The organism is Citrobacter sp. BDA59-3, assembly GCF_015167655.1.
Taxonomy (GTDB): domain Bacteria; phylum Pseudomonadota; class Gammaproteobacteria; order Enterobacterales; family Enterobacteriaceae; genus Phytobacter; species Phytobacter diazotrophicus.
Genome location: NZ_CP063427.1, coordinates 4,095,721 through 4,121,418, shown reverse-complemented (window position 1 = coordinate 4,121,418; position 25,698 = coordinate 4,095,721). Strand labels below are relative to the sequence as shown.

The 25,698-nt window shown below is 51.9% G+C and carries 19 protein-coding genes, 1 tRNA gene, 3 rRNA genes and 1 other annotated feature; of the genes, 13 read left to right on the top strand and 10 right to left on the bottom strand.

The features are described 5' to 3' along the window. The first annotated feature begins 166 nt into the window (after nt 1-166). From aroF to IP582_RS19270, 3 genes are all read left to right on the top strand, one after another. The gene (gene aroF / locus IP582_RS19280; protein ID WP_039077557.1) at nt 167-1,237 is read left to right on the top strand and encodes a 3-deoxy-7-phosphoheptulonate synthase AroF; all 1,071 of its coding nucleotides are present in this window, start codon (nt 167-169) and stop codon (nt 1,235-1,237) included. 9 nt (nt 1,238-1,246) lie between these two features. Continuing rightward, nucleotides 1,247-2,368, top strand: a complete 1,122-nt coding sequence (tyrA, locus tag IP582_RS19275; RefSeq protein ID WP_193794143.1) for a bifunctional chorismate mutase/prephenate dehydrogenase — start codon at nt 1,247-1,249, stop codon at nt 2,366-2,368. Between the two features lie 67 nt (nt 2,369-2,435). Further along, nucleotides 2,436-3,308: an SMP-30/gluconolactonase/LRE family protein gene (locus tag IP582_RS19270; RefSeq protein WP_193794142.1), complete on the top strand. Its 873-nt coding sequence runs from the start codon at nt 2,436-2,438 to the stop codon at nt 3,306-3,308. On the opposite strand, the gene pheA is transcribed toward IP582_RS19270, so the two are convergent. The 4 genes from pheA to bamD form a co-directional block, all read right to left on the bottom strand. Next, the gene (pheA, locus tag IP582_RS19265; RefSeq protein ID WP_039077554.1) at nt 3,305-4,465 is read right to left on the bottom strand and encodes a bifunctional chorismate mutase/prephenate dehydratase; all 1,161 of its coding nucleotides are present in this window, start codon (nt 4,463-4,465) and stop codon (nt 3,305-3,307) included. The two genes, IP582_RS19270 and pheA, sit on opposite strands and share 4 nt — an antisense overlap. A gap of 22 nt (nt 4,466-4,487) precedes the next feature. Next, nucleotides 4,488-4,613: a sequence feature (Phe leader region), on the bottom strand. Continuing rightward, nucleotides 4,565-4,612: a pheA operon leader peptide PheL gene (gene pheL, locus IP582_RS19260; RefSeq protein ID WP_103245904.1), complete on the bottom strand. Its 48-nt coding sequence runs from the start codon at nt 4,610-4,612 to the stop codon at nt 4,565-4,567. (Overlaps the previous feature by 48 nt.) Before the next feature lie 104 nt (nt 4,614-4,717). Continuing rightward, on the bottom strand, nt 4,718-5,050 hold the full coding sequence (gene raiA, locus IP582_RS19255; RefSeq protein ID WP_039077553.1) for a ribosome-associated translation inhibitor RaiA: 333 nt from the start codon (nt 5,048-5,050) through the stop codon (nt 4,718-4,720). A gap of 266 nt (nt 5,051-5,316) precedes the next feature. Continuing rightward, a complete protein-coding gene (gene bamD / locus IP582_RS19250; protein ID WP_039077552.1) occupies nt 5,317-6,054 on the bottom strand; it encodes an outer membrane protein assembly factor BamD in 738 nt (245 codons plus the stop codon). Between the two features lie 130 nt (nt 6,055-6,184). Between bamD and rluD the strand changes: the two genes are divergently transcribed. The 9 genes from rluD (at nt 6,185) to IP582_RS19205 (ending at nt 18,097) form a co-directional block, all read left to right on the top strand. Continuing rightward, nucleotides 6,185-7,165, top strand: coding sequence for a 23S rRNA pseudouridine(1911/1915/1917) synthase RluD (gene rluD / locus IP582_RS19245; RefSeq protein ID WP_039077551.1), 981 nt, complete (start codon nt 6,185-6,187; stop codon nt 7,163-7,165). Beyond that, nucleotides 7,162-7,893, top strand: a complete 732-nt coding sequence (yfiH, locus tag IP582_RS19240; RefSeq protein ID WP_193794141.1) for a purine nucleoside phosphorylase YfiH — start codon at nt 7,162-7,164, stop codon at nt 7,891-7,893. The genes rluD and yfiH overlap by 4 nt, the downstream gene beginning before the upstream one ends. 129 nt (nt 7,894-8,022) lie before the next feature. Further along, nucleotides 8,023-10,596, top strand: a complete 2,574-nt coding sequence (gene clpB, locus IP582_RS19235) for an ATP-dependent chaperone ClpB (RefSeq protein WP_193794140.1) — start codon at nt 8,023-8,025, stop codon at nt 10,594-10,596. Between the two features lie 458 nt (nt 10,597-11,054). Next, nucleotides 11,055-12,596, top strand: a 16S ribosomal RNA gene (locus IP582_RS19230). 85 nt (nt 12,597-12,681) lie between these two features. After that, nucleotides 12,682-12,757: transfer RNA gene (locus tag IP582_RS19225), tRNA-Glu, on the top strand. A 187-nt stretch (nt 12,758-12,944) separates the two neighbouring features. Next, nucleotides 12,945-15,847: ribosomal RNA gene (locus IP582_RS19220) — 23S ribosomal RNA — on the top strand. A gap of 99 nt (nt 15,848-15,946) precedes the next feature. Next, nucleotides 15,947-16,062: ribosomal RNA gene (gene rrf, locus IP582_RS19215) — 5S ribosomal RNA — on the top strand. The 16S, 23S and 5S rRNA genes sit together here with 1 tRNA gene alongside, the layout of an rRNA operon. A gap of 154 nt (nt 16,063-16,216) precedes the next feature. After that, entirely contained in the window at nt 16,217-16,672 is a 456-nt protein-coding gene (locus IP582_RS19210; RefSeq protein ID WP_193794139.1) for a DUF4385 domain-containing protein, read from the top strand. A gap of 123 nt (nt 16,673-16,795) precedes the next feature. Continuing rightward, nucleotides 16,796-18,097 (top strand): MFS family transporter, encoded by a 1,302-nt coding sequence (locus tag IP582_RS19205; RefSeq protein ID WP_193794138.1) that lies wholly within the window; start codon nt 16,796-16,798, stop codon nt 18,095-18,097. Here IP582_RS19205 and IP582_RS19200 read toward each other — a convergent pair. From IP582_RS19200 to trxC, 5 genes are all read right to left on the bottom strand, one after another. After that, entirely contained in the window at nt 18,094-18,417 is a 324-nt protein-coding gene (locus tag IP582_RS19200) for a YfiM family lipoprotein (RefSeq protein ID WP_039079773.1), read from the bottom strand. The genes IP582_RS19205 and IP582_RS19200 overlap by 4 nt on opposite strands. 47 nt (nt 18,418-18,464) lie before the next feature. Continuing rightward, on the bottom strand, nt 18,465-19,820 hold the full coding sequence (gene pssA, locus IP582_RS19195; protein ID WP_193796310.1) for a CDP-diacylglycerol--serine O-phosphatidyltransferase: 1,356 nt from the start codon (nt 19,818-19,820) through the stop codon (nt 18,465-18,467). A 114-nt stretch (nt 19,821-19,934) separates the two neighbouring features. Further along, the gene (gene pat, locus IP582_RS19190) at nt 19,935-22,595 is read right to left on the bottom strand and encodes a protein lysine acetyltransferase (protein ID WP_193794137.1); all 2,661 of its coding nucleotides are present in this window, start codon (nt 22,593-22,595) and stop codon (nt 19,935-19,937) included. Nucleotides 22,596-22,627: 32 nt separating this feature from the next. Further along, a complete protein-coding gene (locus IP582_RS19185; protein WP_193794136.1) occupies nt 22,628-23,326 on the bottom strand; it encodes a tRNA-uridine aminocarboxypropyltransferase in 699 nt (232 codons plus the stop codon). 67 nt (nt 23,327-23,393) lie between these two features. After that, nucleotides 23,394-23,813 carry a thioredoxin TrxC gene (trxC, locus tag IP582_RS19180; protein ID WP_039079547.1) on the bottom strand — a complete coding sequence of 140 codons (420 nt, stop codon included), beginning with the start codon at nt 23,811-23,813 and terminating at the stop codon, nt 23,394-23,396. A gap of 203 nt (nt 23,814-24,016) precedes the next feature. Here trxC and IP582_RS19175 point away from each other — a divergent pair, with 203 nt between their 5' ends. Beyond that, nucleotides 24,017-25,096, top strand: coding sequence for a tRNA/rRNA methyltransferase (locus IP582_RS19175; protein ID WP_193794135.1), 1,080 nt, complete (start codon nt 24,017-24,019; stop codon nt 25,094-25,096). 84 nt (nt 25,097-25,180) lie between these two features. Here the strand turns inward: IP582_RS19175 and IP582_RS19170 are convergent, their stop codons facing one another. Further along, entirely contained in the window at nt 25,181-25,597 is a 417-nt protein-coding gene (locus tag IP582_RS19170) for a desulfoferrodoxin family protein (protein ID WP_223878775.1), read from the bottom strand. Between the last annotated feature and the right edge of the window lie 101 nt (nt 25,598-25,698).

Here is a 25,698-nt window from a genome sequence, read left to right as displayed (position 1 = left end):
ATCTGTATTAAATTATTTACAGATTGATGCCATGTAATGAGGCTATAAATTGACATGTAAAGATAAATGTACGTATTTTGGATTGAATTCTTTACTGATTGTGATATCGTGTCACCTCCTCACTGAGGCATAACTATCGCAAACGAGTCATACAGGATCACCAATCATGCAAAAAGACGCGCTGAATAACGTACACATAACCGACGAACAAGTTCTGATTACTCCGGATCAACTGAAAGCCGCTTTCCCGCTGAGTATTGCTCAGGAAGCGCAGATCGCGCAGTCCCGCCAGACGATTTCCAACATCATCGCCGGAGAAGATCCGCGTTTGTTGGTCGTTTGCGGCCCCTGCTCAATTCATGATCCAGAAACCGCACTTGAATATGCTCGTCGATTTAAAGCACTTGCCGCCGAGGTCAGCGATAGCCTCTATCTGGTGATGCGCGTCTATTTTGAAAAACCCCGTACCACCGTCGGCTGGAAAGGGTTGATTAACGATCCCCATATGGATGGCTCGTTTGATGTTGAGGCCGGGCTGAAAATTGCTCGCCAGTTATTGGTGGAACTGGTCAACATGGGGCTGCCGCTGGCAACCGAAGCGCTCGACCCGAATAGCCCGCAGTACCTGGGCGATCTGTTTAGCTGGTCCGCCATTGGTGCACGCACCACGGAATCACAAACCCACCGTGAAATGGCTTCCGGTTTATCAATGCCAGTGGGCTTCAAAAACGGTACCGACGGTAGCCTGGCAACAGCGATTAACGCGATGCGCGCTGCAGCAATGCCGCACCGTTTCGTCGGTATTAACCAGGCCGGCCAGGTCTGTCTGTTGCAAACGCAAGGCAACCCTGATGGTCACGTGATCTTGCGCGGTGGTAAAGCGCCAAACTACAGCCCTGCGGATGTCGCTCAGTGTGAAAAAGAGATGGAGCAGGCGGGACTCAAGCCAGCACTGATGGTAGATTGCAGCCATGGCAATTCGAATAAAGATTACCGCCGCCAGCCAGCAGTGGCTGAATCGGTTGTTGCGCAGATCAAAGACGGAAACCGTTCAATTATTGGCTTGATGATTGAAAGTAATATCCACGAAGGCAATCAATCATCCGAGCAGCCGCGTAGTGAAATGAAATACGGTGTATCCGTCACCGATGCTTGCATTAGCTGGGAAACCACTGAGGTGTTGCTGCGTGAAATCGGCAATGACTTGCGTAGTAGCCTTGCGGCACGTCTGGCTTAAGAGGGTGTTATGGTTGCAGAGCTGACCGCGTTACGCGATCAAATAGATGAAGTCGATAAAGCGTTGCTGGAACTACTGGCTCGCCGTATGTCGCTGGTTGCCGAAGTCGGTGAAGTAAAAAGCCAATACGGCCTGCCGATCTATGTTCCGGAACGCGAGGCCTCGATGCTGGCGTCCCGTCGTCAGGAAGCTGAAGCCCTGGGGGTGTCACCGGAGTTGATTGAGGATGTTCTGCGTCGCGTTATGCGTGAATCCTATTCCAGTGAAAACGACAAGGGGTTCAAAACTCTCTGTCCTTCGCTACGACCGGTCGTACTTGTCGGCGGCAACGGGCAAATGGGGCAGTTGTTTGCCAAAATGCTGACGCTTTCTGGCTACCAGGTGCGTATTCTGGAAAAAGATGACTGGGCACAGGCGCAGGCAATTGTCGCTGATGCGGGCATGGTCATTGTGAGTGTTCCTATTCATATCACTGAAAAGGTGATCGCCCAGTTACCGCCGTTACCGGACGACTGTATCCTTGTCGACCTGGCGTCAGTAAAAAGCGGTCCCTTGCAGGCGATGCTGGAAGCACATAAAGGACCTGTCGTCGGTCTGCATCCGATGTTTGGCCCTGACAGCGGTAGCCTGGCGAAACAGGTTGTCGTGTGGTGCGATGGTCGAAACCCGGATGCTTACCAGTGGTTCCTGGAGCAAATTCAGGTATGGGGTGCGCGCTTACATCGGATCAGCGCCGTAGAACATGACCAGAATATGGCGTTTATCCAGGCGTTACGCCACTTTGCCACTTTTGCATACGGGCTGCATCTGGCCGAAGAAAATGTACAGCTTGAGCAGTTACTGGCACTCTCGTCGCCTATTTATCGCCTTGAACTGGCGATGGTTGGCCGCTTGTTCGCGCAGGATCCACAACTCTATGCCGACATTATTATGTCGTCGGAAAATAACCTGGCGCTTATCAAGCGCTACTACCAGCGTTTCGGTGAGGCGATTAGCCTGCTGGAGCACGGCGACAAGCAGGCGTTTATTGACAGCTTCCGTAAGGTGGAACACTGGTTTGGCGATTATGCTAAACGTTTCCAGAATGAAAGCCGCGTCTTGCTGCGCCAGGCGAATGACAGCCGCCAATAAATAAAAAGCCGTTTATACTGAAAAGCCAGTGGTATACCGCTGGCTTTTTTCTTTTTAAGGGACAGATATGGCTGAACCGCAACTGCTGTTTGATTATACCGGGCATCTCCCGGAATGCCCGACATGGAGTGAAGAGGAGCAGGCGCTCTGGTGGGCCGATATCCTTGAAGGCGAGCTCCATCGTTATCATCCCGCTACCGGTGAGCACTCGGTGCTTTGTTTTCCCGAGGAGGTTGGCTGCTTCGCATTGAGAGAGAAGGGCGGTTTTATTGTCGCGATGCGCAATGCTATCTGGCTCGCCGATAAGCGAGGGTTGCTGGTACAGAAAGTGTGTGATAACCCGTCAAACCCGCAACTGGCGCGTTTTAACGACGGTGGCACCGATCACCTTGGCCGTTTCTATGCAGGAACATTCTGGGGGCCGGGCGATTACAACGGCGCGCTTCTGATGCGTATTGATAATGACCTTAAACCCAGAGTTATCCAATGCGACATTCAAGGCCATAACGGTCTGGCGTTCAGCCACGACAAGCAGTGGATGTTTACGTCTGATACGCCAAACGGGGTTATCTATCGAACGCCGCTGGATGATCAGGGGGAGCCTGGTGTGCGCGAAGTCTTCCGGCGATTTCAAGTCGGTGAAGGGATCCCGGACGGTGCGGCAATGGATGTTGAAGGCTGCTACTGGAGCGCAATGTTCGATGGCTGGCGTATTGCACGGTTTTCACCGCAGGGAGAGCAACTGGCAGAGTATCGCCTGCCGGTACGTTGCCCGACAATGGTCTGCTTTGGCGGAACCGATATGAAAACGCTGTTTATTACGACCACGCGGGAGAATATGGATGAGCAGGAGATAGCGGATTATCCTCTTTCGGGGGCGATCTTCACCCTGCCGGTTGAGGTGGCAGGAATGAAGAAGTCACCGTTTATAGAACGTTAAGCCGGATCGACAGGTACGACGTTTTCACTGGGGTAACAGCCGAGCACCTTAAGCGAGCGGGTAATGGATGTCAGCTCACGCAGAGCTTTTTGCACATCCAACGCGTGTAAGTTCGCCTGAATATCCAGGTAGAACATCTCTTCCCACGGGTTGCCGTGGATCGGGCGCGATTCCAGTTTAGTCATGATCAGGTTGTGATTACGCAGTACCAGTAATGCTTCAACCAGCGCACCGGCCTGTTGACCGGTTGCAATCAGCAATGTGGTTTTGGCCGGGACCTGATCGGAGACATCAATCGCTTTGCGGGCAAGTACCACAAAGCGAGTGATATTCTGCGTTTGGTTTGCCAGATTGCGTTCCAGTACCTGTAATCCATACAACGCCCCGCCGGCTTCGTTACCCAGTGCGGCCACATGCGGAGAGTTTTCCTGTGCCACACGTTCCATGGCGGAGGAGGTACTTTCGCAATATTCAATTTTCCAGTGCGGGTAGCGATTCAAAAACTGACTACATTGTTGGAAAGGCTGCGGATGGCTGTAAACGGTCTGGATTTTATCCAGGTCGGTGGAACCGGATACCAGGACGCAGTGGTCAATAGGCACGGTTAGCTCACCCACAATCGACAGGCTGGTGTGTTGTAGCAAATCGTAAACGTCATTGATGGCCCCGGAACTGGTGTTTTCCAGTGGCACGACCGCGTAATCAGCCTGACCTGTTTCAACCTGATTAAAGATATCGTGAAATTTCAGACAGCCGCTCTCAATAAATTGCTCGAAATGACGAGCGGCATACTGACGCGCAGCCAGATGAGAGTACGAACCTTTCGGGCCGAGGAAAGCGATACGGGCAGAATGTGGGTTAATTTTGTTGAGATGCTGCTGGAGCAGCGCCTGCTGGGTAAGAACGGAATCTTCGATAATAAGCTGGAACAGGCGAGTGATGTAATGGGCGTCGAGGTGATGCGTTTTACCTAATTGAATTAGACGTTCCAGCAGGTCACGTTCACGATCAATATCCCGGACAGGGCGGTGAGAAGCCAGTTTTGCTTTACCTACCTCAACCGCCAGTTGACGCCGCTCGGCCAACAGCGAAAGTAACTGCTCATCCAGGGCGCTTATTTTTACACGTAAATCCAGTAAAGGGTTATCCGCTGTCATGTTGTTGCCTTAATTGTTATCAATAAAAAAGGCCTCCCGGAGTGGGAGGCCTTGTTGTTCGTCTTCGCATTCTTTATCACAAAACGAATCGCCTCCCGGTCAGGGGAAGGTAAAAAAGAATGCGAAGAAGAACGGAACATGTTTCATGAAAATTTCCTTTTGAGTGTCAGACTAAAGTACCTGTACTGTTTTCTCTCTGTCAATAAAAAACGCGCCCGAAGGCGCGTTGCTGATTAACTCAATGCTGTGAGGTTATTCTTCTTCAACGAAGTCCGCATCTTTCACCGAGGTAGTGGCGCGACGCGCTTCACCCTTGTGCTGCACTTTATTGAGCTGCCGTTCCAGCTTGTTGATCAAATCGTTAATAGCAGTATACATATCTTCGTGTTTTGCGCTGGCGACCAGATGTCCGTTTGGCGTATTAATAGTGGCATCTGCAATGAAGCCCTGCGGTTCTTTCGACAGGATGATATGTGGATTAATTAGATGTGTTTGCCATTTTTCCAGTTTGGCGAGACGGTCTGCGACATGTTGGCGAATTGCTGGGGTGATTTCCATTTGTTTGCTGGTAATGTTCACTGTCATAAATTTTACCTCTTGTCTTTCCGTCTTGGTGATCCCAGCATACCTCGACCAATGTCAAAATGTGTGATTTAAATCACATTATTTTGTCACTTTTTGTCAAGGGAGATGTTTTGTGAGGCAGGACAGGAAGAGGGCAAATATTACTTGTCGAAGGCCGGAATACCCGTCATAGTTGATAGGATGACTTGAAGCTAAACCGCTTCAGCTCTGCCTTGCAGGCATAAAAAACGGCAGCTCATGGCTGCCGTTTTGCGTTTTGGAATGACTCAACTACTGGAACCATTGCTGGCAATAATTTTTGCCACTTTATCGGCCTGAGCGGTCATCTGCATTTCACGGTAGGCATTTTCCATCAACGGCAGCGCATCGCGCGTTGCTTTGGTATCCGGGAAGTCACGCATCATACCTTCAACACGATTCACCACTGCGACCCATGCGCCGCGTTTGGTGTAGTACTCCGCCACAGAGTACTCATACTTTGCGAGGCGGTCTTTCAGGAAAACCAGACGTTTGGTTGCATCGGTAACGTACTGACTACGCGGGTAGCCACGAACCAATTTAGAGAAATCTTTAAATGCTTCACGCGCATGTTGCGGATCGCGATCGCTGCGATCAACGCCAAAGAAACCCTGCAGAGCGCTGTCATCTAACGCCATATTAGTCAGCCCACGCATATACATGACATAATCAATGTTAGGATGGGTTGGGTTCAGACGTATGAAACGGTCGATTGCGGCCTGAGCCAGCGGAAGATCGGCATTTTTGTAATAAGCGTAGATCAGATCCAGCTGCACCTGCTGCGAGTAAGGTCCAAACGGATAACGGTTATCCAACGCTTCCAGTTGCGTTATGGCTGCCTTCCAGTTACCGTCTTGCAGTTTTTGCTGGGCAGTCGCGTAGATTTCATTTGGCGGATTATCAGGCACCACTTCCTTTGAACCGGAGCAACCCGCCAAAGCCAGGCTCAACGTGGCGGCTGCCACCAGATATTTCATGCGCGTCATGACGATTAGACTTTCCTCAGAATGTGTATGCGGGAGATTGTCTTTCCTGCTCCCGACTAAGACCAGCTACAATAGCACACTATATTAAACGGCAAAGCCGTAAAACCCAACGTTAACGAAGAAGCTGTATATGGCACAACGAGTACAACTCACCGCAACGGTTACCGAAAATCAACTCGGTCAACGCTTAGATCAGGCTTTGGCCGAATTGTTCCCGGATTATTCGCGTTCGCGTATAAAAGAATGGATTCTCGACCAGAAAGTACTGGTCAACGGTAAAATGTGTGACAAACCCAAAGAAAAAGTGTTGGGTGGAGAAAGTGTTGCTATCAACGCTGAGATAGAAGAAGAGGCGCGTTTCGAACCGCAGGATATCCCGCTTAATATCGTCTATGAAGATGATGACATTATTGTTATTAACAAACCGCGTGATTTAGTGGTTCACCCGGGTGCTGGCAACCCCGACGGGACGGTGCTCAATGCGTTATTGCATTATTATCCCCCTATCGCGGATGTTCCGCGCGCCGGGATTGTTCACCGTCTGGACAAAGATACGACCGGTCTGATGGTGGTGGCAAAAACAGTCCCGGCACAGACACGCCTGGTGGAGTCTTTGCAGTTGCGTGAGATAACTCGTGAATATGAAGCAGTGGCGATTGGTCATATGACATCAGGCGGTACGGTTGAAGAGCCTATTAGTCGCCACCCGACCAAACGTACGCATATGTCTGTACACCCGATGGGTAAACCTGCGGTGACGCACTATCGCATCATGGAACATTTCCGTATTCACACGCGCCTGCGTTTGCGTCTGGAAACGGGGCGTACCCACCAGATCCGCGTTCATATGGCGCACATCACGCATCCGTTGGTCGGTGACCAGCTCTACGGTGGTCGCCCACGTCCGCCAAAAGGTGCGTCGGATGAATTTATTGCCGCGCTGCGTAAGTTCGACAGACAAGCGCTGCATGCAACGATGCTGCGCCTGTACCATCCAATCACTGGCATTGAGATGGAATGGCATGCGCCAATCCCGCAGGACATGATTGACCTGATTGACGCCATGCGTGCCGACTTCGAAACCCATAAGGATGATGTGGCCTGGTTATGACCAAACTGATTGTCCCTGACTGGCCGCTCCCCTCAGGCGTAGCGGCATGTAGCTCTACACGTATCGGCGGCGTGAGCCTGCCACCTTACGATTCGCTCAACCTGGGGGCGCACTGCGGTGACGACCTGACACATGTTGAAGAGAACCGTAAGCGGGCGTTTATGGCGGGAAATCTTCCGTCAAAACCGGTATGGCTTGAACAGGTGCACGGTAAGGATGTCCTTAAACTTACCGGTGAACCATATGCCAGCAAGCGTGCCGATGCCTCGTACAGCAATTCGCCAGGGACAGTTTGTGCCGTAATGACTGCGGACTGTCTGCCCGTACTTTTTTGCAATCGCGCGGGTACAGAAGTGGCAGCGGCTCACGCGGGATGGCGTGGGCTTTGTGCGGGTGTACTGGAAGAGACCGTGAACTGCTTCGCTGATAAACCCGAAAATATTCTTGCCTGGCTGGGACCGGCTATTGGGCCCGATGCTTTCGAAGTCGGCCCGGAAGTGCGCGATGCTTTTATGGCAATACAGTCTATTGCAGACAGTGCGTTTCGCCCGGCAGGGGAAAAATATTACGCGGATATCTACACCCTTGCGCGTCAGCGCCTGGCAAGCGTCGGCGTGACGCAAGTCTTCGGCGGCGATCGTTGCACTTTCAGCCAAAAGGATGATTTTTTCTCATATCGTCGGGACAAAAACACAGGCCGTATGGCAAGTTTCATTTGGCTGATATAACCTATCGAATCAAGACGATCCGGCACGTGTAACTTTCTTTTCGCATAATTCAGGTCATTCACCTTGAATAATTGAGGGATGACCTCATTTAATCTCCAGTAGCAATTTTGACCTGTTATGGGGGGAGTTATGCGTCTGGATCGTCTTACCAATAAATTCCAGCTTGCTCTTGCCGATGCCCAGTCGCTTGCACTGGGGCACGACAACCAATTCATCGAACCTCTTCATTTAATGAGCGCCTTGCTGAATCAGGAAGGGGGATCGGTACGTCCTTTATTAACCTCTGCTGGCGTTAACGCCGGGCAATTGCGTACGGCTATTGAGCAGGCGTTAAGCCGTTTGCCGCAGGTGGAGGGCACCGGCGGCGATGTGCAGCCTTCGCAAGACCTCATGCGAGTACTGAATCTCTGCGACAAGCTGGCGCAGAAACGAGGGGACAACTTTATTTCGTCAGAGCTTTTTATTCTGGCGGCGCTTGAATCACGCGGCTCGCTTGCCGACCTGCTGAAATCAGCCGGTGCGACGACGGCAAATGTGACTCAGGCAATTGATCAAATGCGTGGAGGTGACAACGTGAACGATCAAGGGGCCGAAGACCAACGTCAGGCCTTGAAAAAATACACGGTCGATCTGACTGAGCGCGCTGAACAAGGCAAGCTCGATCCGGTTATCGGGCGTGATGAAGAAATTCGCCGTACCATCCAGGTACTGCAGCGTCGTACCAAAAACAACCCTGTTCTTATTGGTGAACCTGGCGTCGGTAAAACCGCCATTGTTGAAGGACTGGCACAGCGTATTGTTAACGGCGAAGTCCCGGAAGGTTTAAAAGGCCGTCGGGTACTGGCACTTGACATGGGGTCGCTGGTGGCCGGGGCGAAATACCGTGGTGAATTTGAAGAGCGCTTAAAAGGTGTGCTTAACGACCTCTCCAAACAGGAAGGTAACGTTATTCTCTTTATTGATGAGTTGCACACCATGGTGGGAGCAGGGAAAGCAGACGGTGCCATGGATGCCGGGAACATGCTGAAACCGGCGCTGGCACGTGGTGAGCTTCACTGCGTGGGGGCCACGACGCTTGATGAGTATCGCCAGTACATCGAAAAAGACGCGGCACTGGAACGTCGCTTCCAGAAAGTGTTTGTTGCTGAGCCGTCTGTTGAAGACACGATCGCGATCCTGCGTGGCCTGAAAGAACGCTACGAACTGCACCATCACGTGCAGATCACTGACCCGGCTATCGTAGCGGCTGCAACTTTGTCGCACCGCTATATTGCCGATCGGCAGCTGCCGGATAAAGCCATCGACCTTATCGATGAAGCCGCTTCCAGCATTCGTATGCAGATTGATTCTAAACCGGAAGAGCTGGACAGGCTCGACCGTCGTATCATTCAGCTGAAGCTGGAACAGCAGGCGTTAATGAAAGAGTCGGACGAGGCGAGTAAAAAACGCCTCGATATGCTTAACGACGAGCTGAACGACAAAGAGCGTCAATATTCAGAGCTGGAAGAAGAGTGGAAAGCGGAGAAAGCGTCACTCTCCGGGACTCAAACGATTAAAGCCGAACTTGAGCAGGCAAAAATTGCTATTGAGCAAGCGCGTCGTGTTGGTGACCTGGCGCGGATGTCTGAGCTGCAGTACGGCAAGATCCCGGAACTGGAAAAACAACTGGAAGCGGCCACTCAGTCTGAAGGTAAAACGATGCGCCTGTTACGTAATAAAGTGACGGATGCAGAAATTGCCGAAGTGTTGGCGCGCTGGACCGGTATTCCGGTTTCCAGAATGATGGAAGGCGAACGCGACAAACTGCTGCGTATGGAGCAAGAGTTGCATCAGCGTGTGATTGGCCAGGATGAAGCTGTTGAAGCTGTATCGAATGCCATCCGCCGTAGCCGCGCCGGGCTGTCCGATCCGAATCGGCCGATTGGTTCCTTCTTATTCCTTGGGCCGACCGGGGTAGGGAAAACCGAACTGTGCAAATCGCTGGCTAACTTTATGTTTGATAGTGATGACGCCATGGTGCGTATCGATATGTCTGAGTTTATGGAGAAACACTCAGTATCGCGTCTCGTCGGTGCTCCTCCGGGATATGTCGGATATGAAGAGGGGGGGTATCTGACCGAGGCGGTCCGCCGCCGTCCTTATTCCGTCATCTTGCTTGATGAGATCGAGAAAGCGCATCCGGATGTATTTAACATCCTATTGCAGGTATTGGATGATGGCCGCCTGACCGACGGGCAGGGGAGAACGGTAGACTTCCGTAACACGGTGGTCATCATGACCTCTAACCTTGGGTCGGATTTAATTCAGGAGCGGTTTGGCGAACTGGATTACGGCCATATGAAAGAACTGGTGTTAGGTGTGGTCAGCCATAGCTTCCGTCCGGAATTCATCAACCGTATAGATGAAGTGGTTGTGTTCCATCCGCTTGGTGAAAAACACATTGCTTCTATTGCTCAAATCCAGTTGCAGCGTTTGTACAAACGCCTGGAAGAGCGTGGGTATGAAGTCAACCTTTCCGATGAAGCGTTGAAACTGCTGAGCGAGAATGGTTTTGATCCGGTGTATGGTGCACGGCCTTTAAAACGTGCGATTCAGCAGCAGATTGAAAACCCGCTGGCGCAGCAAATTTTGTCTGGCGAACTTTTACCGGGCAAAACAATTCAGTTAGTTGTGAAAGATGGTCGGATTGTGGCAGTGCAGTAAGTCACAAAACAGCAAAAACGAGCCTCCAGGGGCTCGTTTTTGTTTAAAAACCAGGCAAGAATTGCCTTCTCAATATCTGTTTTGCCTGGAAAATGAGCAAGCGATAATTTTTTTTAATTTTATGCTTGTCACTTCCTAAGAACTCCCTATAATGCGCCTCCACTGACACGGAACAACGGCAAATAAGCCGCCGGGTCAGCGGGGTTCTCCTGAGAGTCCCGGCAGAGAAAAGCGAAAATAAGCGCTTGACTCTGAAAGAGGAAAGCGTAATATACGCCACCTCGCAACGGTGAGCGAAAGCCGCGTTGCGCTGCTCTTTAACAATTTATCAGACAATCTGTGTGGGCACTCAAAGTGACATGGATTCTTAACGTCCCCGGACGATAAATGAATACCAAGTCTCATAGAGTGAACACGTAATTCATTACGAAGTTTAATTCTACGAGCATCAAACTTTTAAATTGAAGAGTTTGATCATGGCTCAGATTGAACGCTGGCGGCAGGCCTAACACATGCAAGTCGAACGGTAGCACAGAGGAGCTTGCTCCTCGGGTGACGAGTGGCGGACGGGTGAGTAATGTCTGGGAAACTGCCCGATGGAGGGGGATAACTACTGGAAACGGTAGCTAATACCGCATAATGTCGCAAGACCAAAGAGGGGGACCTTCGGGCCTCTTGCCATCGGATGTGCCCAGATGGGATTAGCTTGTTGGTGAGGTAATGGCTCACCAAGGCGACGATCCCTAGCTGGTCTGAGAGGATGACCAGCCACACTGGAACTGAGACACGGTCCAGACTCCTACGGGAGGCAGCAGTGGGGAATATTGCACAATGGGCGCAAGCCTGATGCAGCCATGCCGCGTGTATGAAGAAGGCCTTCGGGTTGTAAAGTACTTTCAGCGGGGAGGAAGGCGTTGTGGTTAATAACCGCAGCGATTGACGTTACCCGCAGAAGAAGCACCGGCTAACTCCGTGCCAGCAGCCGCGGTAATACGGAGGGTGCAAGCGTTAATCGGAATTACTGGGCGTAAAGCGCACGCAGGCGGTCTGTCAAGTCGGATGTGAAATCCCCGGGCTCAACCTGGGAACTGCATTCGAAACTGGCAGGCTTGAGTCTTGTAGAGGGGGGTAGAATTCCAGGTGTAGCGGTGAAATGCGTAGAGATCTGGAGGAATACCGGTGGCGAAGGCGGCCCCCTGGACAAAGACTGACGCTCAGGTGCGAAAGCGTGGGGAGCAAACAGGATTAGATACCCTGGTAGTCCACGCCGTAAACGATGTCGACTTGGAGGTTGTGCCCTTGAGGCGTGGCTTCCGGAGCTAACGCGTTAAGTCGACCGCCTGGGGAGTACGGCCGCAAGGTTAAAACTCAAATGAATTGACGGGGGCCCGCACAAGCGGTGGAGCATGTGGTTTAATTCGATGCAACGCGAAGAACCTTACCTGGTCTTGACATCCACGGAATTCGGCAGAGATGCCTTAGTGCCTTCGGGAGCCGTGAGACAGGTGCTGCATGGCTGTCGTCAGCTCGTGTTGTGAAATGTTGGGTTAAGTCCCGCAACGAGCGCAACCCTTATCCTTTGTTGCCAGCGGTCCGGCCGGGAACTCAAAGGAGACTGCCAGTGATAAACTGGAGGAAGGTGGGGATGACGTCAAGTCATCATGGCCCTTACGACCAGGGCTACACACGTGCTACAATGGCATATACAAAGAGAAGCGACCTCGCGAGAGCAAGCGGACCTCATAAAGTATGTCGTAGTCCGGATTGGAGTCTGCAACTCGACTCCATGAAGTCGGAATCGCTAGTAATCGTGGATCAGAATGCCACGGTGAATACGTTCCCGGGCCTTGTACACACCGCCCGTCACACCATGGGAGTGGGTTGCAAAAGAAGTAGGTAGCTTAACCTTCGGGAGGGCGCTTACCACTTTGTGATTCATGACTGGGGTGAAGTCGTAACAAGGTAACCGTAGGGGAACCTGCGGTTGGATCACCTCCTTACCTTAAAGAACCTGCCTTTGTAGTGTCCACACAGATTGTCTGATGAAAAATAAAAAGCAAGGCGTCTTGCGAGTGAGACTTCAGTGTCCCCTTCGTCTAGAGGCCCAGGACACCGCCCTTTCACGGCGGTAACAGGGGTTCGAATCCCCTAGGGGACGCCACTTGCTGGTTTGTGAGTGAAAGTCACCTGCCTTAATATCTCAAAACTCATCTTCGGGTGACGTTTGAGATATTTGCTCTTTAAAAATCTGGATCAAGCTGAAAATTGAAACGACACACGAAAGTGTGTTCGAGTCTCTCAAATTTTCGCGACACGATGATGTTTTACGAAACATCTTCGGGTTGTGAGGTTAAGCGACTAAGCGTACACGGTGGATGCCCTGGCAGTCAGAGGCGATGAAGGACGTGCTAATCTGCGAAAAGCGCCGGCGAGGTGATATGAACCTTTGACCCGGCGATGTCCGAATGGGGAAACCCAGTGCAATTCGTTGCACTATCGTTTGATGAATACATAGTCAAACGAGGCGAACCGGGGGAACTGAAACATCTAAGTACCCCGAGGAAAAGAAATCAACCGAGATTCCCCCAGTAGCGGCGAGCGAACGGGGAGCAGCCCAGAGCCTGAATCAGCTTGTGTGTTAGTGGAAGCGTCTGGAAAGTCGCGCGATACAGGGTGACAGCCCCGTACACGAAAGCACACAGGCTGTGAGCTCGATGAGTAGGGCGGGACACGTGGTATCCTGTCTGAATATGGGGGGACCATCCTCCAAGGCTAAATACTCCTGACTGACCGATAGTGAACCAGTACCGTGAGGGAAAGGCGAAAAGAACCCCGGCGAGGGGAGTGAAAAAGAACCTGAAACCGTGTACGTACAAGCAGTGGGAGCACCTTCATGGTGTGACTGCGTACCTTTTGTATAATGGGTCAGCGACTTATATTCTGTAGCAAGGTTAACCGTATAGGGGAGCCGAAGGGAAACCGAGTCTTAACTGGGCGTTAAGTTGCAGGGTATAGACCCGAAACCCGGTGATCTAGCCATGGGCAGGTTGAAGGTTGGGTAACACTAACTGGAGGACCGAACCGACTAATGTTGAAAAATTAGCGGATGACTTGTGGCTGGGGGTGAAAGGCCAATCAAACCGGGAGATAGCTGGTTCTCCCCGAAAGCTATTTAGGTAGCGCCTCGTGAATTCATCTCCGGGGGTAGAGCACTGTTTCGGCTAGGGGGCCATCCCGGCTTACCAACCCGATGCAAACTACGAATACCGGAGAATGTTATCACGGGAGACACACGGCGGGTGCTAACGTCCGTCGTGAAGAGGGAAACAACCCAGACCGCCAGCTAAGGTCCCAAAGTCATGGTTAAGTGGGAAACGATGTGGGAAGGCACAGACAGCCAGGATGTTGGCTTAGAAGCAGCCATCATTTAAAGAAAGCGTAATAGCTCACTGGTCGAGTCGGCCTGCGCGGAAGATGTAACGGGGCTAAACCATGCACCGAAGCTGCGGCAGCGACGCTTATGTGTTGTTGGGTAGGGGAGCGTTCTGTAAGCCTGCGAAGGTGTGCTGTGAGGCATGCTGGAGGTATCAGAAGTGCGAATGCTGACATAAGTAACGATAAAGCGGGTGAAAAGCCCGCTCGCCGGAAGACCAAGGGTTCCTGTCCAACGTTAATCGGGGCAGGGTGAGTCGACCCCTAAGGCGAGGCCGAAAGGCGTAGTCGATGGGAAACAGGTTAATATTCCTGTACTTGGTGTTACTGCGAAGGGGGGACGGAGAAGGCTATGTTAGCCGGGCGACGGTTGTCCCGGTTTAAGCATGTAGGCTGGTTATCCAGGCAAATCCGGATAACCAAGGCTGAGGTGTGATGACGAGTCACTACGGTGATGAAGTAACAAATGCCCTGCTTCCAGGAAAAGCCTCTAAGCATCAGGTAACACGAAATCGTACCCCAAACCGACACAGGTGGTCAGGTAGAGAATACCAAGGCGCTTGAGAGAACTCGGGTGAAGGAACTAGGCAAAATGGTGCCGTAACTTCGGGAGAAGGCACGCTGATATGTAGGTGAAGCCCCTGCGGGTGGAGCTGAAATCAGTCGAAGATACCAGCTGGCTGCAACTGTTTATTAAAAACACAGCACTGTGCAAACACGAAAGTGGACGTATACGGTGTGACGCCTGCCCGGTGCCGGAAGGTTAATTGATGGGGTTATCCGTAAGGAGAAGCTCTTGATCGAAGCCCCGGTAAACGGCGGCCGTAACTATAACGGTCCTAAGGTAGCGAAATTCCTTGTCGGGTAAGTTCCGACCTGCACGAATGGCGTAATGATGGCCAGGCTGTCTCCACCCGAGACTCAGTGAAATTGAACTCGCTGTGAAGATGCAGTGTACCCGCGGCAAGACGGAAAGACCCCGTGAACCTTTACTATAGCTTGACACTGAACATTGAGCCTTGATGTGTAGGATAGGTGGGAGGCTTTGAAGTGTGGACGCCAGTCTGCATGGAGCCAACCTTGAAATACCACCCTTTAATGTTTGATGTTCTAACGTGGACCCGTTACCCGGGTTGCGGACAGTGTCTGGTGGGTAGTTTGACTGGGGCGGTCTCCTCCCAAAGAGTAACGGAGGAGCACGAAGGTTGGCTAATCCTGGTCGGACATCAGGAGGTTAGTGCAATGGCATAAGCCAGCTTGACTGCGAGCGTGACGGCGCGAGCAGGTGCGAAAGCAGGTCATAGTGATCCGGTGGTTCTGAATGGAAGGGCCATCGCTCAACGGATAAAAGGTACTCCGGGGATAACAGGCTGATACCGCCCAAGAGTTCATATCGACGGCGGTGTTTGGCACCTCGATGTCGGCTCATCACATCCTGGGGCTGAAGTAGGTCCCAAGGGTATGGCTGTTCGCCATTTAAAGTGGTACGCGAGCTGGGTTTAGAACGTCGTGAGACAGTTCGGTCCCTATCTGCCGTGGGCGCTGGAAGATTGAGGGGGGCTGCTCCTAGTACGAGAGGACCGGAGTGGACGCATCACTGGTGTTCGGGTTGTCATGCCAATGGCACTGCCCGGTAGCTACATGCGGAAGAGATAAGTGCTGAAAGCATCTAAGCACGAAACTTGCCCCGAGATGAGTCTTCCCTTGGACTTTAAGTCCACTAAAGGAACGTTGAAGACGACGACGTTGATAGGCCGGGTGTGTAAGCGCAGCGATGCGTTGAGCTAACCGGTACTAATGAACCGTGAGGCTTAACCTTACAACGCCGAAGATGTTTTGGCGGATTTGAGAAGATTTTCAGCTTAGATTCAGAGTTGAGTACGCAATAAAAGATTGCGTACTGAGCACAAAGAATTTGCCTGGCGGCTTTAGCGCGGTGGTCCCACCTGACCCCATGCCGAACTCAGAAGTGAAACGCCGTAGCGCCGATGGTAGTGTGGGGTCTCCCCATGTGAGAGTAGGGAACTGCCAGGCATCAGACAAGTAAGAAGCCCATCCTCACGGATGGGCTTTTTGCGTTTTTATTCCTCGAAACAGATTCCGACAATTTTCCTTCTCTCCAGCCTGCATAGCATTGCCTTTTAAATAGCCTATCCTTATCCATTCGAGATGTTTAAGGAGACGATAGTTGACCAGCCATTCCTTCGATTACCAGCAAGATTTCGCCAGCATTAATTTTCGTGATCATCCTGAGCGCTATCAGGTGGGACGTGGTGAACAAGGCGTTTTGCTGGTTGAGCCCTATAAGAGTGAAATCCTTCCCTGGTGGCGTTACAAAGATCCTGAATCCGCCACAACATCAGCTGAAAAAATTTACCAATTATTTGAAACCTATCGACAGCAAAATGACTTTATTGGCATGGATATGGCCCGTAAATTTATACAAATGGGGTATACCTGCGCCCGGCGTTACGCCAACTATAAAGGGGGTAAAAAGTATGCTGAGGACGGTAGCATTCAGCAAAGAGGAAATGACCCGGTAAAAGCAGCCGCAGCGGCGATCTTTAAAAAATGGTGGGATAAGATCCGCCAGGATAAAGATTATCTCCGGCGCAAGCGCGAACATATCACACGCTGGGGATAAGCGCATTCTTAGGCTAACATTCTGAAATGATAGCAGGCAAATCATTAACACTGTATTAACTTTTTACCCCGGCGTAATCTGATTTATATAAAAAATCGAAGATGTCCAATCAAAGGGGGAAATATGGCAGATGTCACCACTCGTCCTGAGCATAAAACAACCGATTTGACCGATGTACGTCGCAGAGTGTGGGCAATCGTTGGTGCATCATCGGGAAATCTGGTGGAGTGGTTTGATTTCTATGTTTATTCATTCTGTTCGCTCTACTTTGCTCACATCTTTTTCCCTGCCGGAAATACAACGACCCAACTACTTCAGACTGCAGGCATTTTCGCTGCCGGGTTTCTCATGCGTCCGATTGGCGGCTGGCTATTTGGGCGTATTGCTGATAGGCATGGGCGCAAAACGTCGATGTTGATATCAGTATGCATGATGTGTCTGGGATCTCTGGTGATCGCTTGCTTACCGGGCTATGAAAGCATTGGTACGTGGGCCCCGGCATTATTATTACTGGCAAGACTATTCCAGGGGTTATCCGTGGGTGGCGAATACGGCACCAGTGCAACTTATATGAGTGAGATTGCCGTTGAAGGACGTAAAGGATTTTATGCCTCTTTCCAGTACGTAACTTTGATTGGTGGTCAGTTGCTGGCGCTTCTTGTGGTCGTTGTTCTTCAGCAGATCCTTGATGATGCTGAGTTACGTGCATGGGGCTGGCGTATTCCCTTTGCAATTGGCGCCGTACTTGCTGTAGTCGCGCTCTGGTTGCGTCGTCAACTGGATGAAACATCGAAAAAAGAGGTACGAGTATTAAAAGAGGCTGGGTCGCTTAAAGGGTTATGGCGTAATCGCCGGGCGTTTGTGATGGTGCTCGGCTTTACCGCAGGCGGTTCACTGAGCTTCTACACCTTCACGACGTATATGCAAAAATATCTGGTTAACACGACCGGTATGCATGCCAATGTGGCCAGCATTGTGATGACCGTGGCGTTATTTGTTTTTATGCTTATTCAGCCCCTGATAGGTGCCTTATCCGATCGCATTGGTCGCCGTGCTTCCATGCTCTGTTTTGGTGGGCTGGGGACGCTCTTCACTTTACCTATTTTAAGTGCGCTACAGTATGTCTCATCACCCTATGCCGCCTTTGCATTAGTGATGATGGCACTGCTCATCGTGAGTTTCTATACATCAATAAGCGGTATCCTGAAAGCCGAAATGTTCCCGGCACAGGTCCGTGCGCTGGGCGTGGGCTTATCTTACGCCGTTGCCAATGCGCTATTCGGCGGTTCGGCTGAGTACGTTGCGCTGTCGCTGAAATCGGCAGGTATCGAGACGGCCTTCTTTTGGTATGTCACTGTGTTTTGCGCGCTGGCATTTATTGTTTCGTTGATGCTGCACCGGAAAGGTAAAGGTATCCGTCTTTAGTGATTGGCTAGCTGCCAGACGGCGTAGCCCGTGGTAGCGCCTGCAACATCCCAGGCAAAATCTTTCCAGCTCCAGCCGCTTCCTGCCGGGCGGCTGTCCCAAAACTCTTTTGATGCGCCAAGGCTAACAGAAAACATCAGGCCATAAACGGCACTGCGATCGCGACTAATTCCCTGATGTTGTGCATACTCGTTGCCCGCAGCGGAGAGCATGGCAGAAGCAATAAAATGCTGTGCTTTATCCTGCCCGCTCCATTGGTCATTTGCCATGTGCGCGCATCCGGTTAAACACAGTACACTCGTCAATATTAAGCATCGCATCATAGAGGAACCTGAAAAAAAGCCCCATCAAATGACGGGGCCGGGTATTACAGAATGCGGCTGATAAGTTTATCAATACGAATTCGACGTAAGCGGCGAATGAGCTTGCGTACTTTTACCGGATAGTCGGCGATACTTTGCAGATCGCGATAATGGTTAACTACCGTGGTATGGGTACGGATAAGATCCAGCTCTTTGTCACGCTGAGCCGCTAATTCATGTTTCGGGTCGTGGATCAGAATGGCATTTTCCAGATCCAGACGCCACGCTCGCGGATTAAGGTTATTCCCCGTCAGCAGCACCCATTCGTCATCAACCCACATCCCTTTCAGGTGATAGCTATTGTCGTCGTCTTTCCACAAGCGCACGACCAATTGATCGGTATTGACGTAATACTGCAGACGGCTCAGGAAACGGCGCAGGTTAATTTCATACAGATAAGGCAGGGCACCAATAATTTTAAAAGGTTGATCTTCTGGAATAAAAAAGTCATTAGCCGTTTTATCGCCAACGATAATTTCGACTTTTTTGCCTTCACGCAGGAGCTGAATAATATTGCGTACCAGCACAGCAGGCAGGTTGAAATAAGGTGTGCAGATAACCAGTTTCTCTTCCGCACAGGGCATCAAATGGAAAATGGTCTTATTCAGCAGGCTGGTTTTTCCAAGTCCAACTAATGGCGTAACTGAAAGCTGATCGTTATCGGCATCGCCCTCAAAATGATAGGCCGCGTCGCGTAATTCCTGACGATACAGACGAATATCATTTTTGATTTCAGGGCTTTTAGGACGTTGCGCATTGTCGAGGCGGTTTACGCCGCGCCCTTCAATCAGGTTTTGTTTGACCCAGCCCAGCATGATATCCGCCATTTTGGGATTGCGGATAAGCTGGTAGCGGTCGTAGCGGTATTTATCGTGTTGGTGGAGATAGACATCGTTCAGGCTCGCGCCGCTATACAGCACGCTATCGTCGATAATGAAGCCTTTAAAATGCAGTACGCCAAGCGCTTCACGGGTATTTACAGGCACGCCGTAAACGGGAATATCAATGCCTGGGTTTTCCTGCGCCATACGGCAATACCAGTCGGCGTTGGTGTTGGATGCTGCCACGCCAATACGACCACGCTGTGCCCGGTGCCAGTCGACGAGCACGCAGATTTCAAGCTCAGGGCGCTGACGTTTGGCGTCATAGAGGGCGTTCAGGATACCTTTACCGCCATCATCCTGCTCAAGGTAAAGAGCGATGATGCAGATACGGCGTGTTGCGCTGGCAATTTTTTCCAGCAATGTCTCCCTGAAAGTAGCGGGAGAGTAGAAAAACTCTACATCATCAACTGATTGGGAAAGCTTGGGTAGTTGGGCAAGGTGTTGTTGATGTTTATTACGCTTAAATTTTGACAACATCACAGTGCGTTTCTTCTCTGTTTATTGAAAGGGCTTCTGTCCGATAACCCCGACAGAAGCGGACAATGATAACACCAGTACCTGTGAAAGTGGTCAACATTTCCAGTACCTTACTCAGGATTCACCGGTCTGCTTCAGATTCAGGGACAATCCAACGATCCCGTCCTCAAGCTGAATGTCGACCTCGAATCCCAGTTTACGCGCCAGAGTCACCATGCCGCGATTGTTTGGCATAGTAATACCATTCAAACGCTTAAGTCCGTGATCCCGAGTGTAACTGATGAGCTTTTCCAGTAACCGTCGCCCAAGACTCAATCCTTTCAAATCGGAACGAACCAACACAGCGAATTCGGCATCAATGTTATCCGGGTCAGAGATGGCGCGGGTTACGCCGAGGATCTCATCCTTTCCTTCTACCTGACGCACTGCAACAAATGCCATTTCCCGATCGTAGTCGATCTGCGTCATATTCGCTAAATCATCATGGGTAAATTCATTGATCTCGCTGAAATAGCGGTAGTACAAATCTTCTTTTGTTACCCTGGCGATGAACGCCTGTAGCTGCGGTTCATCCTCAGGAAGAATAGGGCGGAAAAGCGTGGTCTCGCCGTTTTTTAGCTCAACGGTCTCTTCTAGCTGCTGCGGATAGGGGCGAACCGCGAGACGACTTTCACCGTTGCCGCTAAACGCACCGACCGTGAGGGTGACATCAAGTGCCGTGAATTCATTGCCGGAGGCAAGCAGAGGATGAATGTCCAGGCGCTGGATTTCCGGACAGTGCACAACAAGGTTTGAGACCTGCACCAGGAATTGACTTAGCCCGGCGATATCCAGTGTGCGCAGGGCGCTACGCCCGCGGATCTTCTTATTTTTAATGGCCTGGATAACCAGATAACGCGCCAGATTCATATTCAGCGGTGGTAGCGCAACGGCGGCCTGCTCCTGTGCGCGCCACTCGACGCCGCCTTCTCCCAACATGATAAGCGGACCGAACACCGGATCGGATTCGACGACCACACGAAGTTCCTGTGCACCGGCACGGTTTGCCATGCTTTGTACCTGCAAGCCGTGAACACGCGCCTGCGGCCAGTTCATTTTGACGCGGTCGATAATCGCATCCGCGGCCTGCTGGACCTCTGCCGCGGTGCGCAGGTAAAGCATAACCCCCTGGACCTCAGATTTATGAGGAATATCCGGCGAGCGTAATTTTAGCGCTACGGGGTAACCAATCTGTTCGGCAATATGTACCGCTTCGGCGCTATCACCAGCAATCCACGTCGGCAGTGTCTGGATACCCCAGGCGCTGAGTATCGGCTGCACTTCATGAGTATCAAGCGTGGTTGCCCCTTCTGTGATCGCCTGTTGCAGTAACTGATGGGCTTCGGCCGTATTGGCCGTCAGGTGAGTAGGCAAGGCGGGCGTTTCACGTAATTGCTTCTGATTACGCCGGTATTCAACCATATGCATAAATGCGGTGATCGTCCCTTCTGGCGTACGGTATGTCGGCAGGCTCGCTTCGCTGAATAACCGTCGCGCTTCCTGGGAAGAATACTCGCCACACCAGTTTGTCAGCACCGTAACGTATTTACCGCGTGGATGTTTTTTCAGTGCCTCAATGAGCGCCAGCGCGCTCTCTCTGCCGGGGGCGGCGGCGCTCGGAGAATGAATAACCATCAGCGCATCAAAATCCTGGCTGTCGAGCAGGATCTCAAGCGCGGTGGTGTAGCGATCATTGCTGGCATCATCGCGTAAATCCAGCGGATTACCCACATTGACATAATCGGGTAATCCATTGCGAAGCCTTGCCAGCGTATCGTCACTCAACTTTGCCAGTTTGCCATTACGCGACCATAGTTGATCGAGCGCCAGCGCGGCAGGGGCGGCACCGTTACTGATGATCATCAGCCGGTCGCCGCGAAGCGGGCGCATGTGGCTGAGCGTTTCGACGGCGGAAAACAGTTCGTGGGTGTCTTGCACACGCAGCAGACCGGCACGCTGAATGGCGGCATCCCACGCCGGATCCAGCCCGGCGCGGGTTTGCAAAAGCCGCTGGGCTTCGGGGCTACGGCCGCTCTTGATAACCAGAATGGGTTTATTGCGTGACGCGCTGCGAGCCGCCGAGACGAACCGGCGCGCGTCGCTTAAATGTTCGAGATAGAGCAGAATGGCGCTGGTTTTCGTATCACGTGCCAGGAAGTCCAGCAGTTCATCGACGTCGATATCCAGGCTGTCACCCAGCGCAATAAAATAGGAAAACCCCATCTCACGTTGCTGAGCCCAGTCCAGGATGGTGTTGGAGACGGCGGCGGATTGCGAAATAAATGCAAGCTTGCCACGGGTAATCGGTACCGGGGAAAAGCTGGCATTAAGACCCTGCCAGGGCGCGAGTAACCCCATACTGTTTGGCCCGAGCAGGCGCATCTGGTAACGCCCTGCACAGTTCAGCAGTTCGGCGTGTTGCTCAGGGGTGGCAGAAAGAATAATGCAGGTTTTACAGCCCTTCTTACCAAGCTCTTCCAGCAAAGGCAGATTACGTTTTGCATTGGTACAGAGCACGGCGAGGTCCGGCACATAGGGCAGGCTGGCGATATCGGGCCAGGCCAGTACACCAAGTACGGCTTTGTACGCGGGTGTCACCGGTAAAACCGGCCCGGCAAAACCGCCAGCCAGAAGATTGCGCATCATCAGGAAACCGGCGCGATCCGGTTTCATTGATGCCCCGATCACGGCGATCGACTTGGGACGTAACAACGCTTCCAGCCCACGTTGGCTCATACCGGCCTCCAGTAAAGAGTGACCTGATGATTTTAAACGTTTTCTGGTTCTTTTGCTGTGACGCTACGCTGATGATTCGCTTTACCCGCCAGGTAACGTTCGCGAAAGAGGGAAAAATGGGCGCCCAGGCTTTTCGCGGCAGCTTGATCGTCTGCTAAATCGAGAAGCGCAATCGCGACTTCGACGGTGCAGTACTGATCGTCGGCATGCGACTCGCGCAGACGATAGGCTGAAATCCGTGATAAATCGACGGAGATAACCGGCAGGGCGTCCAGATAGGGGCTTTTGCGAAACATTTTGCGTGCTTCGGTCCAGGTCCCATCCAGCATGATAAATAGCGGCGGTTTTCCACAGGGCGGTGCGGATAATACCTGCCGTTCGTTTCCTGCATAGGATGCGGGAAAGACGACCATCGGCTGATAGTCTTCGCTGTTGCATAAATCAATAAGCGCCTGAGGTGGCTCAGTACGTGACCAGAGAAACGCCGTTGTGTCAGGCAGAATATCAGCGATAAGCCTGCCAGTATTGCTGGGCTTCATAGGTTCCGTATCGAACATCACCAGGCAGAACCGGCTGCGGGCCGTACTGGGTTGCAAGGTGTCGCAGAGGCACTGTTGTTTTGGCAGCAGGCAGCGCTGGCAGCGAATAACGCGATTGCCTCGGGCGAGGAAAGGGCGAGTGGAACGAGCAATACGCATTGCCCGGAGCGTGAGTACGGCGTTATCAGTCATGAGAATCGCGTGAAAAACGCCATTGTCGCAGAGCTGAAAACGGGGCACAAGATGTGCCCCGCCAGGATTAGAGAGATTCGTTAAGCCAGCTATTAAAAGGGGCTTTGGGAACGGCGCCGCTTAAGATGTCGACAACCTCGCCATTTTTGAACAACATAATGGTTGGGATACTGCGGATACGAAAGCGTGCGCTGAGTTCGCGTTCGGCTTCGGTGTTCACTTTGACGAAGCGAACTTTGCCGCTACGCTCTTCTGCCACGTCTTCAAAAATCGGTGCGAAGCTACGGCACGGACCACACCAGGGTGCCCAGAAATCGACAACGACCGGCAGGTCATCTTTCAGCAGTTTATCCAGTGTTTCGCCAGTGGCGTTAATCACATCGCCGTCGAACAGCTCATGTCCACAGCGTCCGCATTTTGCGACATCGCTAATGCGCGCTTCGGGGATGCGGTTAAGCGCCTGGCAGCTTGCACATACGGTATTCATAACTAACCTCGGGAGAGCAGTGGTACAGAGTGGCACAAGGCCGATATGTTTCTAATATGTTACATATTATTGATGAAGTGGTTTTAAACGACAACGCGTTTTATTCAATGAGTACAATAGTCGATAGCTTTTGAACGAATTAATGGCTAAGCGCCGACACATCAGGTAATCTGCGCGCTCGCGCAGCGCTGGTGGAGAAAAGCATGAACGATGAACTGAAAAACAAAAGCGGCAAAGTCAAAGTGATGTATGTCCGCAGTGATGATGATTCCGATAAACGCAGCCAAAACCCGCGTACCGGGAAAGGGCCTGCTCGTAGCGGATCGTCTCGTGCCGATGCTGGCCGTCGCCCCGCTCGCGAAGAGAAAAACAGTGGCCGCCGTCCTGCTCGCGAAGAGCGAAGCAATGATCGTGGTCGCGACCGTGACCGTCCACAGAGTGATTCCCCGTGGCGTACCGTTTCCCGCGCGCCGGGTGACGAGACGCCAACAAAGCCGGATCACGGCGGTATCAGCGGTAAAAGCTTTATCGATCCGGAAGTACTGCGTCGTCAGCGTGCGGAAGAGACCCGCGTTTATGGCGAGAATGCCTGTCAGGCACTGTTTGCCAGCCGTCCTGACTGCATCGTACGCGCCTGGTTTGTTCAGAGTGTGACCCCACGCTTTAAAGAGGCGCTGCGCTGGATGGCGGCTAACCGCAAAGCCTACCATGTGGTTGATGAGGCTGAGCTGGCAAAAGCGTCGGGTACTGAACATCACGGTGGCGTTTGCTTCCTGATCAAAAAACGTAACGGTACCAGTGTTGAGCAGTGGGTGGCACAGGCCGGCGCCGAAGATTGCGTTCTGGCGCTGGAAGATGTGGGTAACCCGCATAACCTGGGTGCGATGATGCGCAGTTGCGCGCATTTCGGTGTGAAAGGCGTTCTGTTGCAGGATGCGGCCGTTATCGAATCCGGGGCGGCAGTTCGTACGGCGGAAGGTGGTGCGGAGCACGTGCAGGCCATTACGGGCGATAGCGTTCTCGAGGCGCTGGATGCTTTCCGCAAAGCCGGTTATGCCATTGTGACCACATCCAGCCATAAAGGTACGCCGCTGTTTAGCGCCACGTTGCCGAAGAAAATGGTGCTGGTGCTGGGTCAGGAGCGTGACGGTCTTTCCGATGCTGCGCTTGATAACGCGGATCTGAGCATCTCGATTAACGGCACCAATAACGTTGAGAGTCTTAACGTGTCTGTAGCAACGGGTGTGTTGCTGGCAGAATGGTGGCGTCAAAACAAAGCCTGATAAAACCACGATCAGCATGCCTTCACGGCATGCTGATTTCTTCTCTCCTCTGTCTGTTCGCTTTACCCCAGAGCAGATGCATGATCAAAATGAATGCTTCCATAACCCATGCTGATTGCACCAACTGTATGCGGTGAACCCTCGTTTACAGTTAAATTTGCATCGGCTGCCTTTACAGACCGGACGATCGCAGTAGACGTACGCATCGTTTTCGGCCAGTGCGAAGGTGGCTTCTGGCAGATCGCCTGGCCTGAGGAATTTAAACTGGCCACCCTGAAAGGTATAAACGTAGATCCACAGCAGGCGGTGATCGTCTGTCATCGGATGTGGCGTTGTACCGATATTCACCGTCAGGGTATTTGATTCAAAGCCGCCGGAAATCGTCATCTGCGGCAGGTGGTCTTCTGCCAGTGCATCGTTTGTATTCTGCGGGGTTAATGCACTCAGCGTTTCGTCACAACAGCGTAGTTGTGTCTCGCCGCCGTTGTTATTAATGGTCACAAGAAATTGTCCGCACCGGGGACAGTGATAAAACCTGGGCTCTCCCTGGATAAAAGACGGCTTGGTGCTGTTTTTTATTCGTGTCGATGTTTTCGGCTGCG